Here is a 21,956-nt window from a genome sequence, read left to right as displayed (position 1 = left end):
GCCTCGGACCGACGTCGAAACCCGTCTCCCGGAACGCGCGTGGGCACAAGAGGTATGTCATCGGGGCGAGACGGGAGACGTATGAAGGCAGTCGTACTCGCGGGGGGTTACGCGACCAGGCTCTGGCCGATCACCGAACACCGGCCGAAGATGTTCCTGCCGGTGGGAGAGGGAACCATCATCGACGAGATATTCGAGGACTTGGAGGCCGACGACCGAGTCGACGAGGTGTTCGTCTCGACGAACGAGCGGTTCGCCGACACGTTCGCGGAGTACCTCGCCGACAGTCCCTTCGAGAAGCCGACCCTCTCGGTCGAGGAGACGGTCGAGGAGGACGAGAAGTTCGGCGTCGTGGGAGCGCTCGAACAGCTCGTCGAGCGCGAGGGCGTCGACGATGACCTGATCGTCGTCGCCGGCGACAACATGATCAGCTTCGATCTGTCCGACTTCGCCGACTTCTTCGAGGACAAGGGGACGACGACGCTCGCGGCCTACGACGTCGGCGACCGCGAGCGGGCGAAGTCGTACGGACTCGTCCAGTTGGACGGCGACGAGGTGATCGAGTTCCAAGAGAAGCCCGACTACCCGGAGTCGACGCTCGTCTCTATCGCCTGCTACGCCTTCCCCGCCGAGACGCTCCCGAAGCTCACGACCTACCTCGAAGACGGCGAGAACCCCGACGAGCCGGGCTGGTTCCTCCAGTGGCTCCAGCGGCGCGGGGCGGTCCACGCGTACACCTTCGACGGCGCGTGGTTCGACATCGGCACCCCCGAGAGCTACCTCGACGCGGTCGAGTACGCGCTCGACGGCGGAACGCTCGTCGCCGACGACGCGACCGTCGAGCGGACCGACCTGGGCGACGTGGTCCACGTCATGTCGGGCGCGACGGTGACCGACTCGGCGCTCGACCGCACCGTCGTCTTCGAGGACGCGACGATCACCGACTCCGAGATCCGCAACTCCGTGATCGACACCGGCGCCAATTTGGGGGGTGTCGACCTCTCGGGCGCGCTGATCGGTTCGCACACCTCGATCACCGAGGGCGACGAGTTCTGAGCGCGCTGTCCGCGTTCAGTCGTCGTTATAGCGCCTCGCAGCGTCGGTACCGGCCTGCGCGTGCGTATGATGGTAACAGTCGACCGCGGGGTCGCCGTCGTCGGTCGCGGGATAGAAACACACCCGCCGGTAGCGCTCGTTGTCGAGTAAGTTCGCCACGAAGCCGCCGGTGTGCCGGGAGACCGACTCGTACGGGTCGCCGCAGGCGGGACACTCCGCCGGCGGATCGTCAGGGACGTACATGAAGGTTGAACGGAGCTACGGCCGCGAAGCTGAAAACGGCCCCGTCAGGACCCGTTCGAGCCGTCGCCGCTCCCGCCCTCGACGCCGAGCGCGTCGAACAGCTTCCGGCGGACCGCCTCCTCGGTGAGGTGGAGCAGGGTGTCTCGGTTCTCGCCGCTCGCCTCGATGCCGGTGAAGATACCGAGCGGGATTTCGAGCGACCCCTGCGTCGAGTGGCCGGCGGCGTCGCCCATCTCGGAGAACGCCTCGTCGAGGACGTTCCCGATGTTCAGCCGGATGTCCTTCGAGCGGGCCGCGAGGTAGATGTTGTCGTCGGCGATGCCCAACACGGCCGTCGTCGTGATCCCTTCGAGGTTGAGTAAGTGTTGGGCCGCCTGCGCGAGCGCCTCGCGGTCGCGGATGAACCCGGCCGTCGAGAAGAGGTGGCTCCCCTGAACCTCCCGGTTCTGGATCGCCTCCGCGAGCACGTCCAGCGTCTCCGGACTCATCGACGGCGACTCCACCTGTTCGAGCGTGTCGTGGTTCGCGAACGGGTGGAGGTAGGCGGCCGCGGTCAGGTCGGCGGGCGTCGTGTCCCGCTTGAAGTCGAGCGTCTCGGCGCGGATCCCGTAGAGGAGCGCGGTCGCGACCGCCTCCGAGGGCGACTGATCGAACTCCTGGAGGTACTTCGTGAGGATCGTCGACGTCGAGGAGACGTTGGTCCGCACGTCGACGAACCGGGCGTCGAACGGCACCTCCGTCTCCAAGTGGTCGAGGTAGATGTCGATCTCGACGTCGAAGTCGAAGCTTTCGTCGGCCGACTTCGCGAGGTCGACGGCGGCGACGGTCCCGTACTCCGACAGGTCCGGCGCCTCGGAGCGCGCCAGCAGGTCGATCCCGAGTAAGTTGACGAACGCCCGGTTCTCCTGGTGGCCGACGTCGCCGGAGTAGACGATGTCGGCGTCGACGCCGAACGCCTCGGCGATGGCCTGGAGCGCGGTCGCGGACGCGATCGAGTCGGGTTCGGGGTTGTCGTGCGTGAGGATCGCCATCCGGTCGCCGCCCGCCTCGATGATCTCCGCGAGCTGGCGGGCCATGTACTCCAGTTCCCCCGTCTCCAGCGACTGGAGTGCGCTGTCGGCGATCACCGTCGAGGGGTTGATCACGACGTCGGCGCCGCGCTCCCGTAACTCGTCCTCGCTGACGGGGTCGGAGGCCCGGACGACGACGTAGTGGTCGCCGCCCGTCTCCCGCACCGCCGAGACGGCCGCCTTGTTCGCCTCGACGTCGCTCGCGAGGATCAACACGATGTCGCGGTCGCCGAGCTCGTCGACGACGTCCGGTTCGGCGATGTCCTGGACGCGCGCGTTGAGGTCCTGGTCGCGGAGCGCCTCGACGCGGCTCTCGTCGCGGTCGAGGATGAGGACGTCCTTGCCGCGCTCGGTCAGTTCCTCCGCGACGGCGTGGCCGACGCTTCCACAGCCGAGGATGGCGTATCGGGTCCGCGCGGATCCGGATGCCCCACTACTCATTGGAGGGATTTCCGCGGCACGACACTTAACGAGTGCGCTCTCGCCGTCGCGGGACGCGAGGAGGTCGTGGAGTCAGTCGCTTTCGGATCAGTAGATAGCCGTCGAGCCGAGTCGGTCCCGTCGCTCTCGTGCGATTCGGGCGCCGACTCGGAGACGCCGGCGTGGTCGAATGAAAAGGCCTTTTACCGTGACCGGGATACGAACTCGTGAGGGCCGGTAGCTCAGTTAGGGAGAGCGACGGACTCTTAATCCGTCGGTCGCGTGTTCAAATCGCGCCCGGCCCGTACACTGAACCGCGGAGCGACAGCGACGCGGTGAAGGAACCGGACGGAAGCGATTTGAAGTAGAGAAGTCGCAGCGCGAGCGAAGCGAGCGACCGTCTTCTCGTAGTTCACAATCGCGCCCGGCCCGTTCTTAAATCGCAGAGCGACAGCCACGCGACGACCGCGTGACGACGGCGCGACGACAGCACGACGACAGCACGACGACGGCGCGGTACCGGAGACGAATCCACGGGGAGCAGCCGACGGATACTTGTACGAACGCCGTTCAGACCGTCGATATGGTAGGACGCTACGGTGACATCGACTACTCGAAAGCGACGAAACGCGCGTTCGCGGTCGGCGCGGTGCTTTTCACGTTCGGAGTGGTCGCTGACGTGTACCTCCGTTCCACGGGTGCGGCGGTCCCGGCGTGGGAGCAGACCTTGCTCGTCGAGGCCGAGATGTTCGGCGTACTGGTGATGCTCCTCGCGCCCTTCGTGTTCGGAATCCTGCTCCCGCTCACGGAGTGAGACCGACCGTTCGGGAAGCCGGGCCGCACCGAACCACCGCGGCGACGTCAGTCGCGGCTCGTCGGCGGTTCGATAACCGCCCCGCACTCCGGACAGGCCTCGTCGGCACACGAGACCGCGAGGTCGCACTCCGGACAGAACCGGCGGTCGCAGGCGGATTCGCCCATACGGGCACGTCTCTCGGACGCCACATAAGCCCGACGGCGGCCCTCGGCCATCCGGCCCGGCAGACGTTTCGAATCGTAACCCCTTTTGAAGCGGTACGCGCCGATATGGTGTGAGCAACGCGGACGACGGCAACGGGGCGGACCGATCGCAGTTCTGGGCGCTCTACCTCACCCGGTTCGCGGAGGGGTTCGGGTTCATCACGCTGATCACGCTGTTGCCGACGTACATCAACACGCTCGACCCGCAGGCGACGACGGTGCTGGGCGTCACGGTCTCGGCCGGGTTCGTCATCGGGATGTACACCACCGGCTTCACGCTCGCACAGACGGTCGCCGTGGTTCCGCTCGCGTGGGCGGGGGACAGGTTCGACAAGCGGCTCGTACTGCTCTGCGTTCTCGGCGCCGGTGCGGGCGTGTACGCCCTCTTCCCGCTCGCTGACTCGTCGGGGTCGTTCATCCTCGTCCGCGCGCTTCAGGGGCTGGTCGTCACCGGCGCGGGGCTGATGACGCTCTCGCTCGTCGGCCAGCTCGCCGACGCCGGCACGCGGGCGGACAAGATCGGGAAGGCGAACGCCGCCTCCTTCGCGGCGTCGATCCTCGGGTCGCTCGGCGCGGGCGCCATCTACGACGCCGTCGGATTCGGGCCGGTGTTCACGCTCATCACGGCGCTGATGGTGGTCGCGTGGCTCGTCACGTGGGGCATGCTCGACGCCGACCCGACGCGGATCGAGGGGTTCCCGTTCTCCGATCTGGCGGTGAACCGCAGGATCCTCACCATCTCGACGTTCCGCGCACAGTACGCCTTCGCGGTGACGATGGTGCGGACGTGGATCCCGATCTACGCCGGCACGGAGCTGGCGGCGGGCGGGCTCGCGGTCGGCGCGACCGCGGTCGCGGTGACGGTCACCGCCGAGAAGGCGACGAACATGGTCGGGCAGCTGTTCACCGGGCGGCTCTCGGACGCCTACGGCCGGTCGCTGTTCGTCTTCGCCGGCGGCGGCGCCTACGGCGCGATAGCGGTCCTGATCCCGTTTGCCCCGGCCGCCGGCACGGCGCTCGGCGCCGACGTGACGGTTCCGCTCCTCGGCGGGTTACCCCCGGCGTACCTCCCGCTGGTGGCGCTGTCGGGACTGCTCGGCGTCGCCGATTCCTTCCGGGAACCGGCCAGCATGGCGCTGTTCGCCGACGAGGGCACGGACGACGGCGGCGTCGCCTCCAGCTTCGGGATCCGCGAGCTCGTGTGGCGACCCGGATCCGTTGCGGGACCGCTCATCGCCGGCTGGCTGATGGTCGAGGTGAGCATGGCATCCGTCTTCTACGTCGGCGGGGCGTTCGCGATCACCGGCGTCTTGGCGTTCCTCGCGATTCTCTCGCGGGATCACGGGCGCGCGGCGCTGACGACGTGGTAGGGTGGCGCTGACGACGTGGTAGGACAGCGCTGGCGGTGTGACCAGGGGCCGAGATTTCGGTAGAACAGTTCTGCTTTCGCTCTCGGGGCGGCCTCTCCCTCCCCAACCGCCGTTCGGCGCCCTCCGCGTCGCTCCGGGCGCCGAACTGGCCCTCGCGCGCGTTTCTCGCGCGCGCCGGAGGGAGACGTCTGGGAGGGCGCAACCCTCCCCGTCCCATCGGTTGCTATCGGTTACTATTCGTCGCTGCCCGTCGCTACCCGTCGAATCCCTGTCGCGCCAGCGCGTCCTCCAGCGCCGCGAGGACGTACTCGACGTTCTTCGGCCGGGCGGAGTAGCCCATACAGCCGATCCGCCAGATGTCGCCCTCGAGGGCGCCGAGACCGGAGGCGATCTCCAGGTCGTACTCGTCGAGCAGGCGGTCGATGACGGCGCCGTCGTCGACCCCGTCGGGGACGCGGACGGCGTTCAGACTCGGGAGCCAGTACTCGTCGGGGGCGTTCATCTCCAGTCCCAGATCCTGAAGGCCCGCCTTCAGGTCGCCGGCGACCCGGCGGTGGCGCGCCCACCGTTCCTCGATCCCCTCCTCGGCGACGAGGCGGAGCGCCTCGCGCAGCGCGTACACGTTCGTGATCGGCGCGGTGTGGTGGTACGAGCGGTCGTCGCCCCAGTACCCCTCCAACAGCGAGAGGTCGAGGTACCACGACCGCGGTCGCTCCTCTCGGTCGAGCACCTTGTCCATCGCGCGGTCGTTGAGGGTGAGCGGACTCGCCCCGGGCGGACAGGAGAGGCACTTCTGGGGTCCGGAGTAGGCGACGTCGACGCCCCACTCGTCGACGCGCAGCTCGACGCCCCCGAGCGAGGTGACGCAGTCGGCGATCACGAGCGCGTCGTGGTCGTGCGCGATGTCGGTCAGTTCGGGGACGTTCGGCTGAAGGACGCCCGTAGAGGTCTCGGCGTGGACGAAGCCGAACACGTCGGGCTGGTGTTCGGCGAACGCGCGCTCGAGGTCGACCGGATCGAGGGGTTCGCCCCACGGCGCCGACACCTCGACGACCTCGCCGCCCGCGCGCTCGGCCATCGACTTCATCCGGCCGCCGAAGTAGCCGTTCGTCGGGACCAACATCGTGTCGCCCGGCTCGACGAGGTTGCCGATGGCGGCCTCCATCGACGCGGAGCCGGTGCCGGACACCGGAATCGTCCACTTGTTGTCGGTCCGGAAGGTGTAGCGCAGCAGCTCCTGGACCTCGTCCATGATCTCGACGAACGAGGGGTCGAGGTGGCCGACGAGCGGCGTGCTCATCGCCCTGAGTACGCGTGGGTGGACGTCGCTCGGCCCGGGACCCATCAGCGTGCGGTCCGGGGGCGTCAGCTCTCCGACCTCGGGCGGTCGCTCGTCGATGCCGAGTTCGGCGTGCCGGTTTGACATGCGTTCAGTTCCGGCGAGCGTCGGCAAAAACCCGACGGAACCACCGCGTGTCGTCTCGGCGGGCAGATCGACGGACCCGAGCGCAACGGACGCGTGTCGGCCCACCCCACCGCCGCCACCGAGACCCTGACCGGCGATCCGCGTCACCTAAACCGCCGCGACGCGTACTCGGTACCATGTCCGGTCCCGCGCGCGGCTCGGCATCAGAGCAGGACCTTCAGACCGTCCTCGACCGGATGGCGGACGGGTTCTTCGCCCTCGACGCGGACTGGACGGTCACGTACGCGAACGAGCAGGGACGGCGGATCCTCCGGTCCGCGATGAGCGACGACGCGGTCGGACCGGAGGGAGCGGTGGAGGGGTGCCACCTGTGGGACTCGATCCCCGGGTCAGAGGGGACGGAGTTCCACGACCAGTACCACCGCGCCATGGCGACCCAGGAGCCGGTCTCGTTCGACTCCTACTACGAGCCGCTGGACACCTGGTTCGAGGTGCGCGCGTTCCCAGCCGACAGCGGTCTCTCCGTCTACCTTCGGGACATCACCGAGCGGCGCGACTTAGAACAGCGACAGCAGGAGAGCCTCCGTGCGATTCAACGGCTCTACGCGGTCTCGTCGGACCACGACCGCACGTTCGAAGAGAAGGTCGAGGCGATTCTGACGCTCGGCTGCGAGTACCTCGACGTACCGAACGGGTTCCTCACTCGGATCGAGGACGGGACCCAACACGTCGAGGTGTCGCACGCCGAACACCCCCTGTTACAGCCCGGGGAGACCTGTCCGCTCGACGAGGCGTACTGTAAGCGGACCATCGAACGCGACGAACTGTTAACGGTCGTCAACGCCTCCGCAGAGGGGTGGGCCGGCGACCCCGCACACCAGACGTTCGGGCTGGAGACGTACATCGGCGGGAGAGTCGAGACCGACGGCGAGCAGTACGGGACGCTCTGCTTCGCCGCGACGACGCCCCGCGCCGAGCCGTTCACGGACACGCAGCGGACGTTCGTCGAGCTGTTGACGCGGTGGGTGAGCTACGAGCTCGAACGCCAGCGCGCGGCGGCGCGGCTCGAACGCGAGCGCGACCGCCTCGACGAGTTCGCGAGCGTCGTGAGCCACGACCTCCGGAACCCGCTCACGGCCGCGAGGGGGCGACTCGACCTCCTCGCCGACGAGTGCGACAGCGAGCACGTCGAGCCGGTCGAGCGGTCGCTCTCGCGGATGGAGGCGCTCGTCGACGACCTGCTCACGATCGCCAGGGAGGGTGGCGACGTCGACGACCCGGAACCGGTCGATCTCGGCGCGCTCGCGGCCGACGCCTGGGAGACGACCGACAGTCGGGGCGGAGCGCTCCGCGTCGCGGTCGACGGACTCGATATCCTGGCCGCCGAGGCGCGGCTGCGACAGCTGCTGGAGAACCTGTTCCGCAACGCCGTGGAGCACAACTCAACGAGCAGTCGGGCGGGGCCCGACGACGCCGTGGAGCACGGCGGCGAGGACGTCACGGTCACGGTCGGAGCGCTCGCGGACGGCGACGGGTTCTACGTGGCCGACGACGGAGCGGGGATCCCCGAAGACGAGCGGGAGCAGGTGTTCGAGACGGGGTTCACGACGGCGAGCGACGGGACGGGGTTCGGCCTGAACATCGTCGCGGAGATCGCCGACGCGCACGGCTGGGCGGTCCGGGTCACCGAGTCCGAGGAGGGCGGTGCGCAGTTCGAGGTCACCGGCGTCGAGCCGGCCTGACTCCCGCCGCGCGCCGGCGGCCGCCCGTCGGCCCCGCGTCGAGCGTCACTCGCCGTCGACGAAGTCCGGCTCCGTCCGCTTCTCGTCGCGCTCGTCGACGAGGTGGTCGACGAAGTCGTCGAGTTCGACGTCGCCGCGCTGGTCCTCGAAGCGGTCGCGAACCGAGACGGTGCCGGCCTCCTGCTCGTCGTCGCCGACGATCACCATGTACGGGAGCCGGTCGTCGTGGCCCGCGCGGATCTTGCGGCCGACGGTCCAGTCGCGGTCCTCGACCTCGACGCGGAAGCCCGCGTCCTCCAGTTCGTTCTTCACCCGGTGGGCGTAGCCGAGGGTCTCGTCGGAGACGGGGAGGATCCGGACCTGCTCCGGCGCGAGCCACAGCGGGAAGTTGCCGTCGAAGTGTTCGATGAGGACCATGAAGAAGCGCTCGTAGCTCCCGTACAGCGCCCGATGGATCATCACGGGCTGGTGGTCCTCGTTGTCCTCGCCGGTGTAGGTCAGATCGAACCGGTCGGGCATGTTGAAGTCGAGCTGGACGGTCGGGCCGTCCCACACGCGACCGAGCGCGTCCTCGAAGCCGAAGTCGATCTTCGGCCCGTAGAAGGCGCCGTCGCCCGGCTCGACGTCGTAGTCGTAGCCGCCGGAGTCGAGCACGTCGCGGAGCTGCTCCTCGGCGGATTCCCAGATCTCGTCGCCGCCGACGGACTTGTCGGGGCGGGTCGCCAGCGCGACTTCAACCTCCAGGTCGAGGGTCTCGACGACCTCGAAGATCATCTCGATGACGGACTCGATCTCCTGACGGATCTGGTCGGGGCGGACGAACAGGTGGCCGTCGTCGATGGTGAACGACCAGACGCGCGACAGGCCCGACAGCTCCCCGCGCTGCTCTTTCCGGTACACCTTCCCGTTCTCGAAGTAGCGCTGCGGGAGGTCGCGGTATGACCACGACTGCTGGTCGAAGATGGTCGCGTGGCCCGGGCAGTTCATCGGCTTCAGCCCGTACTCCTCGTCGTTGACGTCGAGGAGGAACATGTCGTCCTTGTAGTTCTCGTAGTGGCCCGACTGCTTCCACAGCTCCGTCCGGAACACGTGCGGCGTCTCCACCTCCTCGTAGCCGTTCTCGCGGTTGAGCTCGTTCGCGAAGTCGGACAGCTCGCGGAGGACCGTCTTCCCCGGCGGGTGGTACAGCGGGAGACCGGGTCCGGTCACCGTCGGGATCGAGAAGAGGTTCATCTCCTGACCGATCTTCCGGTGGTCGCGCTCCTGGGCCTGCTCGCGCAGTTCGAGGTACTCCTCGAGGTCGGACTCGCTCGCGAAGGCGGTGCCGTACACCCGCGTCAGCGAGTCGTTCTCCTCGTCGCCGCGCCAGTAGGCGGCCGACACCTCGAGCAGCGTCGCGGCGCCGACCTCGCCGGTCGACTCGACGTGGGGTCCCTGACAGAGGTCCTCCCAGCCGTCCTGGACGTAGAAGGTGACCTCCTCGCCGTCGGCCTCCTCGTCGAGGATCTGCTGCTTGTACTCGTTGTCGGCGTAGACCTCCTTCGCCTCCTCGCGCGACCGGACCTCGCGTTCGATGTCGTAGTCGGCCGCGATTATTTCGTCCATCTCCGCTTCGATGGCGGCCAGGTCGTCCTCGTCGACGTCGACGTCGGTCACGTCGTAGTAGAACCCGTCGTCGGTCGCGGGACCGATCGTCAGCGTCGCCTCCGGGTGGAGGCGCTGGAGTGCCTGCGCGAACACGTGGGCCGCGGAGTGGCGCAACACCGTGAGGTACTCGTCGGACTGGTCGGTGACGATCTCGATCCGCGCGCCGTCGTGGACCTCGGCGTACTTTTCGACGAGTTCGCCGTCGATCTTCCCCGCGACGGTGTCGCGACCGAGCCCGGGGCCGATCTCGAAGGCGACGTCCTCGACTGTCGACCCCGCCGGTACGGTCAGCTCTGATCCGTCCGGCAGGACGACCGTCACCTCGGCCTCCGCATCGGTCTCGCTCATACAGGGTCGGAGCCGGACGACCGGCATAAGTGTGTTCGATCCGCGGCGCGGAGTCACACGGTCAGACGGTCGAATCGGTCCGCCACGGCGGTCCCCGAGAGGTCCCGGTCCCGGCAAGCCACGCCGCCGCCCGGGATCCCCGGATCCGGAGGAAGCGATGGCAACACACAAATCCCGCGGCAACGTTTGCCGGGCTATGACCGCTCATCGGGAGCCCCTGTCGTCGGTGTTGGAGACGATCGGGGAGACGCCGCTCGTCGACGTCCACGACGCGCCGGACGCGGTGCCGGTGTACGCCAAGCTGGAGTCGTTCAACCCCGGCGCGAGCATCAAGGACCGCATCGGGAAGTACATGCTCGAACGCATGCTGGAGCGCGGCGACGTGGGCGAGGGCGGCACCGTGGTCGAGCCGACCGCGGGCAACACCGGGATCGGACTCGCCGTTGCCGCCAAGCAGCTGGGACTGAACGCGATCTTCGTCGTCCCCGAGCGCTTCTCGGTGGAGAAACAGCAGCTCATGCGCGCGCTCGGCGCGGAGGTCGTGAACACGCCCAGCGAGGACGGGATGGGGCTGGCGATCGACCGCGCGCATCAGATCGCTGAGGAGCTGGACGACGCCGTCGTCCCCCAGCAGTTCTCGAACCCGCTCAACGCCGAGGCGCACTACGAGACGACCGCCCCCGAGATCGACGAGGCGCTCGACAGCGAGGTCGGCGCGGTCGTCGCCGGCTGCGGCACCGCCGGGACGCTGATGGGGATCGCCCGCTACTTCCGCGAACGCGACGCCGACACCCACGTCGTCGCGGTCGAGCCGGCCGGCTCCGCGTACCGCGAGTTCCTCGGCGAGGACGTGGAGCACGAGGAGTACAAGACCGAGGGGATCGGCACCCACGACACCGAGCGCAACGAGCTGTTCGACCCCGACCTCGTCGACGAGATCGTCGCGATCGACGACCGCGACGTCCACGAGGAGATGGGGCGGCTCGCGAGCGAGGAGGGCCACCTCGTCGCCTCCTCGTCGGCCGCGAACGCGATCGCCGCGAAGCGGGTCGCCCGCGACGTCCGCGACGGCGAGATCGACGCCCCGCACGACGCGGTCGCCACCGTCTTCCCCGACTCCTCCGAGCGCTACCTCTCGAAGGGCGTCTATCGGAGCTTCGAGGAGTGGGAGGGGTGATTCATGCGAGAGCGGCGCCGTGATCGACAGCGGTGCGATATTTAAATTGGCCCTGGGCGACGGCTATCTCCTATAACGGAGGGCGGTGGCGCGTGCCTGCGAGGCCGCCTTGCGGCCGAGCAGCACGCGCGAGGGACGCGGCGAACGCGAGCGGCGAAGCCGCGAGCCGTGAGCCGCGAGGCTGGGGAGGCGTGAGGTGCGGTTGCTGTGCGGGGCGGGACTCAAAGGGGCGGCCGCGAGGACGACGCTTGGCGATGTAAGGACCGCAGGAGCGAGCGTAGCGAGCGACGAGGACCGCAACGAGCCACGCGAGTCCTCGCGGCCGGGGCTTTGGCGGCGTTCGCCACCGATCTGCGGGCAACAGTTTATAAGCGAGCTGCCGGGAATTCGACGGTGTTCACCACAGCTCTGCTATTTGCTTACAAATAGCAGACAGCAACACCACATTTTACAGATAACCAACTACCCTACAGATCCGATTCACCCAGTACCGCAACCGATCGAGACGCACGCATCAGCGACCAGCCGTTTCGGACAAACTGATGTCTGAAAACGGGGATCTCGACAGTCCCGCCGTCTTAACTGCGTAGCCGACCGTGTTCGACCTTGATACAGCGGTCCTGTACCACGTCGATCCCGTCGGCCTCCGCCGCCGCGGCCGCCTCGTCGTGGCTGATCCCCAGTTGGAGCCACACCGCGTCGGCATCGCCGCGCGCCGCGTGCCGCTCGCGGACGGCGTCGACGATCTCCGGCACCTCCTCGCTCGGGCGGAACACGTCCACGAGGTCGATCTCCTCCTCCACGTCACCGAGCGCGTCGTACGCCGGCTCCCCGAGGACCTCGTCCGCGAACGGATTTACGGGTATCACGCGGTACCCCTGATTCTGGAGGTACGCGGGCACGTCGTGGGCGGCCTTCCCGGGCGTCGTCGAGCAGCCGACGACCGCGACGGTCTCCGCGTCGAGCAGGCGGTCGAGTCCGGCGTCGTCCGTGATGGGCATGGCTCCTCGTTCGGTCGCGACGGGATTAAGCGGATCCCCCGGTCGTCGTGCGGGGAGAAAGCGAGAGGACACGGAGCGGACTGCCACCCCTCCCGTCAGGGGAGCCGAATGTCGGGTTCGCCGTCCTCGGTGACGGTGATGATCCCGTCGAACAGCTGTTTGAGCGTGTTCATCGCCTGGTCGTCGTGCGCCGTCGAGTCGATGCTGTACAGCCCCAGCCCGTCGACGCTCTGGACCCGGCCCGTGAACACGTGGAGGAAGCGGAACACGGTCTGGAGGTCTGAGTACATCAGCAGCGTCGACAGCGAGTGGACCATCACGCGGTTCCGCTCGATACCCCGGTCGCCGAACGCCTGGAAGAACTCCGAGAGCTTGATCCCGATGCCGGTCATGTCCACCGGCGAGGAGGCGTACTTGATCCGGTCGGACTCACGGATGTCGCCGCCCTGCTGGCGGGTGACGCAGTCGACGACCGCGACGGGCTTTCCCTCGTAGGGCGTCCGCTTCTCGTAGTCGCGGAGCACGCGGTCGGCGCCGTCCTTCGTGGTGACGACGATGGCGCCCTCGTCGCGGTCGGTCCCCGCGGCGAGGATGTCCATCATGATCGACCGCTTCCCGCTGAGCGGGGGACCGGTCAACAGGATGTTGGTCCCGGGTTCGACCTCGGCGTCGAAATGCGGCGTCAACTCATACATGGACGCACCTCGGGGGCGACGTCGTCGGCGCGGACCGCTCGTTCGGCCGCGAGGCCGTACGACCAGGACTCATCTACTACCGAAACATGCCCGCTCCGAATAATATTCTTTTTGATCGCCCCTCGCAAGCCGCCGCCGCGTCTCCGCGCGGTCCCGCGTCGGCTCAGCCGCCGGCTCCGATCGCTGGACCGGAATCGTGCGCCGTCGCAGGGGCCGGACGTATCACATCCGCGAATCGAAAGAACGGCGGTAACGTTGACGGACCCGCTGACTGCGCGGCGCCAATTTCGAATCGCGGGACTTAACACGCTCTCGGAAGTACAGGAGGGCACGGGCGCTTAGCTCAGTTTGGACAGAGTGCTTGGCTTCGGACCAAGTTGCCACGGGTTCAAATCCTGTAGCGCCCACTTACTTACGGTCCGTTTCGGGACTAATACGGATTCTCTCGTAGCGACTCGCTACGCTACGGAATCGGCCGAATAGGTTCCTTCCGAACCTGGCCATAATTCGGGTTCCATACGTCACCGATCGCGCCCCTTCGCGTCGGGCGTTCGACCCGACAAACAGCGGGGTGGTGTTCGCATGATGGACCTCCGTGTTGAGCCGGACGAGTCCGGGGTCTGTCTGGGGTGCGGGTCGCATCTCCCGCCGCGGTTCGGTCGAGTCCACGGCGACGATGACCGCGCTCACCGTTACCCCCCATCTTCATGAGCCGGTGATGGCATTGTACCCTCATGGCAAGCGCGGCGTCGCCGCTCTCGGAACCGCGCGTGTTGGCGCACGCGAAGCGCCGCCTGTACCCCGACGACGCCGACGACGGGTACGCGGTCGTCGATACCCAGTTTTCGTCCGACCGGTGGCTCGCCGACGAGTCCATCGATCCGGCCATCACGGACGAACTGGCGCCGTTCAACCACGTCCGAGTCGGCTCCGGCTACCCCGACCTCGTCGGCGTGCGGCTGCTAAGCGACGAGCTACTGGCCGTGGACCGACTTGGCGACGACCCGCCGCTGGTGGTCGTCGAGGCGAAAGGTCACACGAACCGACGCGACGCCGACGTCGAGCGCGGAATCATTCAGGCGTACGACCGGCTCCACGAGGCGAACGCCGCGTACGTCGCGGCCCCGGCGAATACGGTCTCGCAGTCCGCGCGGACCCTGGCCCGGGAGCTGAACGTCGGCGTCCTCGGCGTGGCCCCCGACGGCACCGTGGATCCGGTCGAAACCCCTCGCGTGGTCGGGAACCGAACGACGACCGAGACGACGGCCATCCGATTTCAGGCCAGCGCGCAGGGCGTCGCCGGCAAGTCGTTCGGCCTCAACCACCCGAAGAACTACCTCGCGTACCCCCTCGCGGCCTCCCACGAGCGTGACACGGAGCAGGTCCTCGCGGAGCACGTCGTGCGCGCCACCGATGACGCCCGGATGGGGGCGGCCTTCCTGAACCTCATCGACGACCAACCCGCCGCTGCTCGGCTGACACCCCTCGGCCGGGAGGTCGTCAGGTTCGCGCTGCGGGAGTACGGATCGGTCGAGGCCGCGATAGCGAAATTCGACGACTGGAAGCGCTCGCGGGAGCGCTTCTGTGACCTGGCGCCGAAGTGGGGCATGCTCACCAGGCGCGTCGTCTACGCCTATCCGGCGACGCAGCTGCTCGTCGAGGAACTCCAGCACATACACGAGGACGGGATCAGCGAACCGAGCCTCCCCGAGGTCGTCGAGTACCTCCACGAGTTGTACCCGTCGCTCACAGTCGAACTGTTCGTCCGCGGGGACGACGACGTCCGGAGTCGCGTCCTGAACGCCGACGGGGAGTTACAGCGCGAGCTCCTTACCGACGGGAACGTCTACCATTCCTCCACCGTGTTCCAGCTGAAGGCCATGCTGTACCACGCCGGAATCCTGACTTCACGGGGTGCGGAACCGTCGAACCTGGACCCGGCGGCCGACGTGTGGGCGTTACGCGAGTCGGTGTGATTCGATTCAGTCTCGTTCCAGAACTCTCCCCCAAGCGTTATTACACAACACACGAATTATGAATTGTATGTCAAAAACGGCCGAGGGGCCTGAGCGCGCCGTTAACGGCCTCCTGTCGGTGGCCCAGCTGTTGGAGGAGCCACGGCTGGCGCGGCTGTACACGTTCGTCCTCCGTGAGGGAGGCGTCACGATCGACGGCGTCGTTGACGCGTTGGAGATGCCGCGGACGACCGCGTACTCGGACACGGGCACGCTCGTTGAGCTCGGGGTATTGACGCGAGACGAAGAGCAGAAGACGCACGTCTATTCGGCGGTCCCGATCACCCTCACCGCCGACCTCGACGGGGACGAATACACGGTCACTCCGACCCTCATCGAAGCGATCGGACGCGCACCCCGCGATCGGGATCTCGATCTCCTGCTCGAAAAGCACGGCCTGGGAAAGCTCGCGGCCGCACTAACGTACGCGATCCCCTACGCCGAAGGCGAGATGTCAGAGCGGGTCGCCGCCCGTGAACTCAAACTACAGCCCGCGTTCGCTATCGCTGTCTTACAGGCCCTCCGAGAGGTCGTCCTCGACATGGAGTCGGTCGACCCGTACTTCGAGGACATCCGGAGTGCCCGCGAGCGACCGCCCGAGACAGCGGACTGACGGCAGCAGCGATGAGTGAAGAATTCGCTCCGAATCGGGCGGACGTCCTCTGGGTCGCGGATACCGGGTTGTTCGTCGCCTGTGGCCGCCAGCAGAACAACAAGTACACCGCGCTGGAGCAGTTCGCCCGACGGAACGACATCACGTTGGTGATTCCACAGCGCGTGTACGATGAACTCGGCGGCGCACCGGAGCGGAGTACACCGGGCCAGACCCCGATCAACAGCGCGATCGACGCGGGGTGGGTGGCGGTCGCTGAAGAACCGGACTACACGAACAGTACCGTGTCGCAGGTGATGGACGACGTGCGGACGTTTATCGCACGGTCGTCGAACCGACGGGAGGATCAGATTGAGAAGGCAGATACCGCACTCGCGGCAGTTGCGGCGGAACGTCTCGACACGGGCGACGTAGAGTTCGCGTGTATCGTGACAACCGATATCGACGCTGGTGAGGGGATCGTCTCTGTACTCTCACGAAACGGGTTCGACGATCGCGTTCAGTTCAAGAATGGATTCGAGTTGATCGAGGAGATCACCTAGTAAGACGACCAAAGCGGTATCCCCGCTATCTTTTTGTGACTCGTCCGGTTCCCGGTAGTCGTGCCTATCCGGAGAGCGAAACGTGCGGAGTCACTCTACGCGGAGGTCGCGGAGTACGACCTCGTTATCACTCCCGACGCCCCGCTCGCGAGCGCGATCAACCGCCGCCTCGACCGCCCTCACTTCGGAACGTTCGCGACCACGCCGCGCCGCCTCGCGGCCGGTCGGCGCGAACAGGCGGAGGACCGCCACGCGTTCCTCAAACTGGTCGCGGAGACCGACCACGACTGGAAGGCGATCGCGTACGCCATCGGGAACGTGCTCCAGTGTTGGGAACACCAAGGCCGTCTCGACGCGATCTTAGAGTACGACGCCTACGTCGACGACGCGACCCGCGAAGTCGTCGAGGTCATGCGGACCCTCCGAACGACGTCGAAGCGGCTCAGCGAGTACGCGATCGACGGGGATCGAACGACCGACGGGGATCGAATGGCCGACGATCGATCGGTCGCCGTCGTCGGCTACGATCAGCTGACCGCCTTGGAGCGTAGCGTTCTCCCGGACGCGTTCGACCGCGTCGATCTGTTCACCGACGAGGCGTTCGACTACCCGCCGTTCCACGTGTTCGAGTCGGCGACCGACATCGTCACGGCGCTGCTCGACGCGGTTTCGACGCGCAACGCCGACCGCGTCGCTGTCGTCCTCGACGGCGGGGGACAGTACTCCTCGCTCGTCGAGTCCGCGCTCGAAGCGGCTGACATTCCGTTTTACGGCGGTCCGGGATTCGTCGACGACCCGCACCACAGGGCGTTCGTTCACCTCCTCCGGCTCGGCTTCGGGGGTTCCGAGACGACCGTCGGCGACGTCCGCCCGCTGCTCGCGCAGCTGGACGTCGACGTTCCGACGGCCGACCGCGACAGGCGGCTGTCGGCGGTCGACGATCCGGGCGTCGAGTGGCTGCGGACGTTCTGTGGCGGTATCGAAGACCGGACGTTCGCGGACGCGCTCGACGCGTACGCGAGCGAGGCCGGCGTCGAACTGGAACGCTTCGACGCGGAGCTACGGGAGCTCGGACTCGCCGACGAACCCGTGACCGCCGGTGGAGTCGACCGCCTCGCCTACTACCTCCAGACCTACGAGGTCCCGGTCGACAGGGACAACGAGGGCGTCCTCCTCGCCGACGCGAAGTCCTCCGCCTACGTGGACCGACCCGTGGTCTTCCACCTCGGGATGGGCGAGGAGTGGACGCACTCGGCCCCGCAGCGGCCGTGGGTGGACACCGAGACGCAGTTCGAGCGCTACGTCGGTGACTTCCAGCGCCTGCTTCAGAGCGGCGACCGGCAGTACTACCTCGTCCGGGACGCGGCCGGCGGGGAGCCGGTCACGCCCTGCCTGTACTTCGGCGACCTCCTCGACGAGGAGTTCGAGCGGTTCAGCGACCTCGACTCGGTCGAGCATCGACGGCGACCGCGCTCGAACGGCGTCGGCTTCGACCGCCGACCGCTCGGCGTCGACGCCGAGACGGTCGAGACGGTCAGCCAGTCCGCGCTCAACAGCTACGTCAACAGCCCGCGGGACTACCTCTTCGGGCGGCTCCTCGACGCGCCGGATCGGGAGCGGTTCGTCGAGGGGAACCTCTTCCACGACTTCGCGGAGTTCTACGTGAACCATCCCGGCGTCGTCGCCGACGCCGACATCGACGACCTCGTCGACGCCATGCTCGGCGAGACCGAGGCGTTCTTCACGGTCTCGGACGAGACCCTCCGCCGGCGAACGTACCGCATCGGGCTGGAGCTGATCGCGGAGTACCTTGACGACAACGCGCCGGAGTCGGACGACTTCCTCACGCCGGCATCGGGGAGGGGGACCAACTTCTTCGCGGACCACTTCGACGAGCCGGTCGACTCCCCGCTCACCGAGCGCTGGTTCGAGGACGACTCCCTCGGTGTCAAGGGCAAGATAGACCTCGTGCGCTCACCCACCCAGCTCCTCGACTACAAGAGCGGCCGCAAGAAGCGACCCACGCAGGTCGTCAGGGGCGCGGCGACCGATCCGCCGGCGGACGCGCCGAACTTCCAGGCGGCGTTGTACCTGACCTACTACCGGATGCTCCGCCCGGACGAGCGGCTGGAGTTCACGTTCTTCCACTTCCTCGAACCGATTGACGACGTGGTCGCGGGCGACGCCGACCTCGACGACGCGCTCACGACCGTCTCGTACCACCCGGTCTCGTTCGACGAGTACGTCGGCTCTCGGGACGCCTACGAGACGCTGCTCGACGGCTACACGGACTGCCGAGAGACGTTCGACGACCTCGGCTATCAGGGCTACGTCGACGCCGTGACGGATCTGTCCTTCCCCGAGACGACGGACCGAGACGAGCTGCGCGACTCGGCGTTCGCCGAGCGGTTCACGGCCGCCGTCGACGCCGGAACGTCCGACGGCGTCGACGCCGAGAAGGGCGCTGACCAGGCGATCCGGGCGCTCAACGGCGTCCGCAAGCGGGCGTTCTTCCGCGAGGACTTGGACGCGTTCGAATCGTTCGTCGACGAGCGCCTCGACGAGCTGAACCGCCGGCGGGCCGGGGAGGAGCGCTTCCCGGTCGAGGGGCTGACGGGCGAGCCGAACTACCGGCGCGTGGACAACCGCGACCTACTGTTGGAGGGAGACCGATGACCGACCCGACGCCGAACGACCGACAGCGAGAGCTGATCGAGAGCACCGAGGGAGTGTACCTCGTCGACGCCGGTCCGGGGACGGGGAAGACGTTCGCCATCGCCCGTCGCTACGGGCGGATCGTCGACCGCCCCGACGTCGAACCGGAAGACGTGCTGCTGGCGACGTTCACGCGGAGCGCCGCGACGGAGATGAAAGAGCGGATCGTCGACCGCAGCGCGTACGGGCTGCGGGAGCTGGCCGACGCGCCGATCCGGACCTTCCACTCGCACTGTCACGACGTCCTGCGGGAGCACGGCTACGCCGCGCCGACGCACCTCGGACTCGACGAGCGGATCACCGGCTCGACGCGGGTCGTGGACGACGAGCTGATCGAGTCCGAGCGGTTCCGCGAGTTCTTCGGCGGCTTCCGCGACGACCACCCGGAGCACGCCGAGTTCTATCGGGTTCTCTCCGAGCCGGGCGAGCTGCTCGACCTGATACGGGAGCTCGCCTCGAAGGGTATCGTCCCCACGACCGACGGGTGGTATCGAGACGGCGAGGCGCACCTCGACGGCGACTTCGAGGCGTTCAAAGAGCGGTTCGACGCCGCGAACCGCCCCCGCAACGACGGCCGGAAGCAGTCGGCGTTGCGCGAGGACCTGAGCGGCTTCGGGCGGGACAAGGCGTACCTCCCGGACGCGCCGTCGAAGTCGGAGCTGCGCGGCGGCCGCGGGACGAAGCGGCTCGACGACGACGTCGCGGGGGAAGTCTTCCACGAGGACCGCGAGGACCTCAAGGCGTTCGTCCACGACGTTTACGTCGAGTACGTCCGGTTCGCGCTGCGCCGCAACTACCTCACCTTCGGCTTCCTCCAGCTGTTCGCGTTCGTGCTCCTGCGCGAGGACCCGCGCGTGCGGGAGGCCGCGCAGTTCGAGTACGTCATGGTCGACGAGTTCCAGGACACGAGCGAGATCCAGTTCAAGCTCGCCCTGCTGCTCTCCGGGACGGACAACTTCTGTGCCGTCGGCGACTGGAAACAGAGCATCTACTCGTTCCAGTACGCCGACGTGCGCAACATCCTCGACTTCGAGGAGCGGATCGAGGGGTTCGCCGCGGACCTCAACGACGACGCCGACCGGGTCTCGCTCGCGGGGACCGACCCGACCCGGATCGAGCTCCGCGAGAACTACCGGTCGACGGCGTCGGTCATCGACCTCTCCGAGCGGGCCATCGCGACGCCGGCCGCGAGCGGCGAGGAGGTCGACGCCCCGCTCGACGAGGTCGTCGAACTCTCCTCGAACGCCGCCTTCGACAACACCGTCGTCGAGGGGATCCGACACGAGGACGAGCACGAGGCCGTCCTCTCGAAGATTCAGGACATCGTCGGCGACGACGACTACGCCGTCGAGGGCGAGGACGGCGAGCCCCGGCCGCCGGAGCACGGTGACATCGCGGTGTTCACGCGGACGCGGGACTACGGCCGGGAACTGCTCGACGTCGCCGACGAGTACGGCTTCCCGATGGCCTACGACGGGGGGATCGAGCTGTTCCGTACCGATCCGGCGAAGCTGCTGCTCGCGTGGCTCCGGATCCTCGAATCGGACGCCGACCGAGGCTGGGCGGTCGTCCTCGAACGGGCCGGGTACGCGTTCGACGAGATAGCCCGCGCGCTGGAGACGGAGTCGTACCCCGACGACTCGGTCGCGTTCCGCGACGCGCTCCGCGAGCTGGAGTCGGTCGGGGCAGTCGCGCGCCGCGTCCTCGACCGCTACGGGTTCACGGGCGACACCGCGGACCTCCTCCTCCACACGATCCAGTCGATGTACGACTCGACGACCGCCACTCGCGGCGAGCTGATCCGGTTCGTCGAGCGCGGCGTCGAGACGGGGACCACGGTCGATCTCAGCGCGAACGCGGGCGACGACGCGGTGACCGTCCAGACGATTCACACGGCGAAGGGGCTGGAGTACCCGGTCGTCGTGATGGCGAACATGAACGAGGGGCGGTTCCCGCCGCGGGCCGGCGGATCGAGCGTCATCGAGTACCGGGACCCGGTCGGACTCAGGCTGCGAAAGCGCTACTCCGAGGTGCGGGACTACCCCCACGTGTACGACAACTGGCGGCACGACGTCCTCCGGCGCTGTCTGCCCCGGGAGTACGACGAGGAGCGCCGGCTGCTCTACGTCGCGGTCTCTCGCGCGGAGAACCACGTCGTGTTCGCGGCCGGCGAGGAGCCGAACGCGTTCCTCGACGCGCTGCCGGTCGCAACCGAGGAGACCGACGCCAGCGTCGAGCCGGTCGATCGGGGCGAGCCGGCCGACGCGGAGCTACCGTTCGCGGTGACGGCGCCGGACGGCCCGATCGGCCACACTCCCCACTCGCTGATGGACGAGTCGGTGTTCGAGGAGGCCGGCGAACGGATGGAGACCGCCCCCGAGTCCGAACCGGAACCGGAGACGCGGGGGATGGACTTCGGCTCGCGCGTCCACGACTTCGCCGAGGCGTACGCGCTCGGTGACGACGTGACGCCGTCGAACGACCACGAGCGACGGATCGTCGCGTTCCTCGACGACCTGCCCGGCGAGCGACACGTCGAGGAGCCGGTCACGCTCCCGATCGACGTCGACGGCCGCCGCGTCACCGTCTCGGGAATCGTTGACCTCGTTCACGTGACGGCCGATCGGGTCGAGATAATCGATTACAAGACGGACTCGACGCGGCGCGCGCAGTCGGAGTACCGAAAGCAGCTCAGCGTCTACTACCACGTCCTCGACGAGTGGTTCGGCGACAAGGCGGTCACGGCGAGCCTGTTTTACACGACCGACGGGACGCGCAAACGGATCGACCCGTACTCGATCGAGGAGCTGCGCGCGCTCGTTCGAGAGACCGAGGCGCGGGACGACTGAGGCACCC

General features: G+C 67.7%; 17 protein-coding genes and 2 tRNA genes. 13 read left to right on the top strand and 6 right to left on the bottom strand.

Features of this window, described 5'->3' with window-relative positions; genetic code table 11:
- The first annotated feature begins 81 nt into the window (after window positions 1-81).
- On the top strand, window positions 82-1,056 hold the full coding sequence (locus tag J2744_RS01960; protein WP_209543734.1) for a sugar phosphate nucleotidyltransferase: 975 nt from the start codon (window positions 82-84) through the stop codon (window positions 1,054-1,056).
- A gap of 15 nt (window positions 1,057-1,071) precedes the next feature.
- On the opposite strand, the gene J2744_RS01955 is transcribed toward J2744_RS01960, so the two are convergent.
- Together J2744_RS01955 and J2744_RS01950 are read right to left on the bottom strand one after the other, a co-directional pair.
- Window positions 1,072-1,299 (bottom strand): hypothetical protein, encoded by a 228-nt coding sequence (locus J2744_RS01955; protein ID WP_209543732.1) that lies wholly within the window; start codon window positions 1,297-1,299, stop codon window positions 1,072-1,074.
- A 44-nt stretch (window positions 1,300-1,343) separates the two neighbouring features.
- Window positions 1,344-2,810: a DHH family phosphoesterase gene (locus J2744_RS01950; protein WP_209543730.1), complete on the bottom strand. Its 1,467-nt coding sequence runs from the start codon at window positions 2,808-2,810 to the stop codon at window positions 1,344-1,346.
- A gap of 210 nt (window positions 2,811-3,020) precedes the next feature.
- Here J2744_RS01950 and J2744_RS01945 point away from each other — a divergent pair.
- The 3 genes from J2744_RS01945 (at window position 3,021) to J2744_RS01935 (ending at window position 5,179) form a co-directional block, all read left to right on the top strand.
- A tRNA-Lys gene (locus J2744_RS01945) sits at window positions 3,021-3,094 on the top strand.
- A gap of 278 nt (window positions 3,095-3,372) precedes the next feature.
- Window positions 3,373-3,603 (top strand): DUF7860 family protein, encoded by a 231-nt coding sequence (locus J2744_RS01940; RefSeq protein ID WP_209543727.1) that lies wholly within the window; start codon window positions 3,373-3,375, stop codon window positions 3,601-3,603.
- A gap of 277 nt (window positions 3,604-3,880) precedes the next feature.
- Window positions 3,881-5,179, top strand: a complete 1,299-nt coding sequence (locus J2744_RS01935) for an MFS transporter (RefSeq protein WP_209543725.1) — start codon at window positions 3,881-3,883, stop codon at window positions 5,177-5,179.
- A gap of 253 nt (window positions 5,180-5,432) precedes the next feature.
- Here J2744_RS01935 and J2744_RS01930 read toward each other — a convergent pair whose 3' ends face one another.
- Window positions 5,433-6,605, bottom strand: coding sequence for a pyridoxal-phosphate-dependent aminotransferase family protein (locus tag J2744_RS01930; RefSeq protein WP_209543723.1), 1,173 nt, complete (start codon window positions 6,603-6,605; stop codon window positions 5,433-5,435).
- A gap of 176 nt (window positions 6,606-6,781) precedes the next feature.
- Here J2744_RS01930 and J2744_RS01925 point away from each other — a divergent pair, with 176 nt between their 5' ends.
- Window positions 6,782-8,347, top strand: coding sequence for an ATP-binding protein (locus tag J2744_RS01925; protein WP_209543721.1), 1,566 nt, complete (start codon window positions 6,782-6,784; stop codon window positions 8,345-8,347).
- 45 nt (window positions 8,348-8,392) lie between these two features.
- Here J2744_RS01925 and thrS read toward each other — a convergent pair whose 3' ends face one another.
- A complete protein-coding gene (gene thrS, locus J2744_RS01920; protein ID WP_209543719.1) occupies window positions 8,393-10,369 on the bottom strand; it encodes a threonine--tRNA ligase in 1,977 nt (658 codons plus the stop codon).
- A 169-nt stretch (window positions 10,370-10,538) separates the two neighbouring features.
- On the opposite strand from thrS, the gene J2744_RS01915 reads away from it, so the two are divergent.
- Entirely contained in the window at window positions 10,539-11,519 is a 981-nt protein-coding gene (locus J2744_RS01915) for a PLP-dependent cysteine synthase family protein (protein WP_209543717.1), read from the top strand.
- 578 nt (window positions 11,520-12,097) lie between these two features.
- Here the strand turns inward: J2744_RS01915 and J2744_RS01910 are convergent.
- A complete protein-coding gene (locus J2744_RS01910) occupies window positions 12,098-12,520 on the bottom strand; it encodes a CoA-binding protein (RefSeq protein ID WP_209543715.1) in 423 nt (140 codons plus the stop codon).
- A gap of 95 nt (window positions 12,521-12,615) precedes the next feature.
- On the bottom strand, window positions 12,616-13,215 hold the full coding sequence (locus J2744_RS01905) for an RAD55 family ATPase (protein WP_209543713.1): 600 nt from the start codon (window positions 13,213-13,215) through the stop codon (window positions 12,616-12,618).
- 332 nt (window positions 13,216-13,547) lie between these two features.
- On the opposite strand from J2744_RS01905, the gene J2744_RS01900 reads away from it, so the two are divergent.
- The 7 genes from J2744_RS01900 (at window position 13,548) to J2744_RS01875 (ending at window position 21,949) form a co-directional block, all read left to right on the top strand.
- Window positions 13,548-13,622: transfer RNA gene (locus tag J2744_RS01900), tRNA-Arg, on the top strand.
- Window positions 13,623-13,797: 175 nt separating this feature from the next.
- Complete coding sequence (locus tag J2744_RS15610) at window positions 13,798-13,926, top strand: DUF7563 family protein (protein WP_449405214.1); 129 nt, start codon at window positions 13,798-13,800, stop codon at window positions 13,924-13,926.
- 23 nt (window positions 13,927-13,949) lie between these two features.
- Entirely contained in the window at window positions 13,950-15,191 is a 1,242-nt protein-coding gene (locus J2744_RS01895) for a hypothetical protein (protein ID WP_209543703.1), read from the top strand.
- Window positions 15,192-15,258: 67 nt separating this feature from the next.
- On the top strand, window positions 15,259-15,843 hold the full coding sequence (locus tag J2744_RS01890; protein ID WP_209543701.1) for a DUF7437 domain-containing protein: 585 nt from the start codon (window positions 15,259-15,261) through the stop codon (window positions 15,841-15,843).
- Window positions 15,844-15,854: 11 nt separating this feature from the next.
- The gene (locus tag J2744_RS01885) at window positions 15,855-16,385 is read left to right on the top strand and encodes a hypothetical protein (RefSeq protein WP_209543699.1); all 531 of its coding nucleotides are present in this window, start codon (window positions 15,855-15,857) and stop codon (window positions 16,383-16,385) included.
- A 60-nt stretch (window positions 16,386-16,445) separates the two neighbouring features.
- Complete coding sequence (locus tag J2744_RS01880) at window positions 16,446-19,061, top strand: PD-(D/E)XK nuclease family protein (RefSeq protein ID WP_209543697.1); 2,616 nt, start codon at window positions 16,446-16,448, stop codon at window positions 19,059-19,061.
- On the top strand, window positions 19,058-21,949 hold the full coding sequence (locus J2744_RS01875) for a UvrD-helicase domain-containing protein (RefSeq protein WP_209543695.1): 2,892 nt from the start codon (window positions 19,058-19,060) through the stop codon (window positions 21,947-21,949). The genes J2744_RS01880 and J2744_RS01875 overlap by 4 nt, the downstream gene beginning before the upstream one ends.
- The last annotated feature ends 7 nt before the right edge of the window (window positions 21,950-21,956 follow it).

This window comes from Halorubrum trapanicum, assembly GCF_017873555.1.
GTDB lineage: Archaea > Halobacteriota > Halobacteria > Halobacteriales > Haloferacaceae > Halorubrum > Halorubrum trapanicum.
The sequence above is the reverse complement of the archived record's forward strand: the minus strand, read 5'-3'. Positions and strand labels throughout refer to the sequence as shown.

Coding starts and splice junctions, on each gene's coding strand:
- J2744_RS01960 (WP_209543734.1), top strand. CDS start 82: ATGAAGGCAGTCGTACTCGCGGGGGGTTACGCGACCAGGCTCTGGCCG.
- J2744_RS01955 (WP_209543732.1), bottom strand. CDS start 1,299: ATGTACGTCCCTGACGATCCGCCGGCGGAGTGTCCCGCCTGCGGCGAC.
- J2744_RS01950 (WP_209543730.1), bottom strand. CDS start 2,810: ATGAGTAGTGGGGCATCCGGATCCGCGCGGACCCGATACGCCATCCTC.
- J2744_RS01940 (WP_209543727.1), top strand. CDS start 3,373: ATGGTAGGACGCTACGGTGACATCGACTACTCGAAAGCGACGAAACGC.
- J2744_RS01930 (WP_209543723.1), bottom strand. CDS start 6,605: ATGTCAAACCGGCACGCCGAACTCGGCATCGACGAGCGACCGCCCGAG.
- J2744_RS01925 (WP_209543721.1), top strand. CDS start 6,782: ATGTCCGGTCCCGCGCGCGGCTCGGCATCAGAGCAGGACCTTCAGACC.
- thrS (WP_209543719.1), bottom strand. CDS start 10,369: ATGCCGGTCGTCCGGCTCCGACCCTGTATGAGCGAGACCGATGCGGAG.
- J2744_RS01915 (WP_209543717.1), top strand. CDS start 10,539: ATGACCGCTCATCGGGAGCCCCTGTCGTCGGTGTTGGAGACGATCGGG.
- J2744_RS01910 (WP_209543715.1), bottom strand. CDS start 12,520: ATGCCCATCACGGACGACGCCGGACTCGACCGCCTGCTCGACGCGGAG.
- J2744_RS01905 (WP_209543713.1), bottom strand. CDS start 13,215: ATGTATGAGTTGACGCCGCATTTCGACGCCGAGGTCGAACCCGGGACC.
- J2744_RS15610 (WP_449405214.1), top strand. CDS start 13,798: ATGATGGACCTCCGTGTTGAGCCGGACGAGTCCGGGGTCTGTCTGGGG.
- J2744_RS01895 (WP_209543703.1), top strand. CDS start 13,950: ATGGCAAGCGCGGCGTCGCCGCTCTCGGAACCGCGCGTGTTGGCGCAC.
- J2744_RS01890 (WP_209543701.1), top strand. CDS start 15,259: ATGTCAAAAACGGCCGAGGGGCCTGAGCGCGCCGTTAACGGCCTCCTG.
- J2744_RS01885 (WP_209543699.1), top strand. CDS start 15,855: ATGAGTGAAGAATTCGCTCCGAATCGGGCGGACGTCCTCTGGGTCGCG.
- J2744_RS01875 (WP_209543695.1), top strand. CDS start 19,058: ATGACCGACCCGACGCCGAACGACCGACAGCGAGAGCTGATCGAGAGC.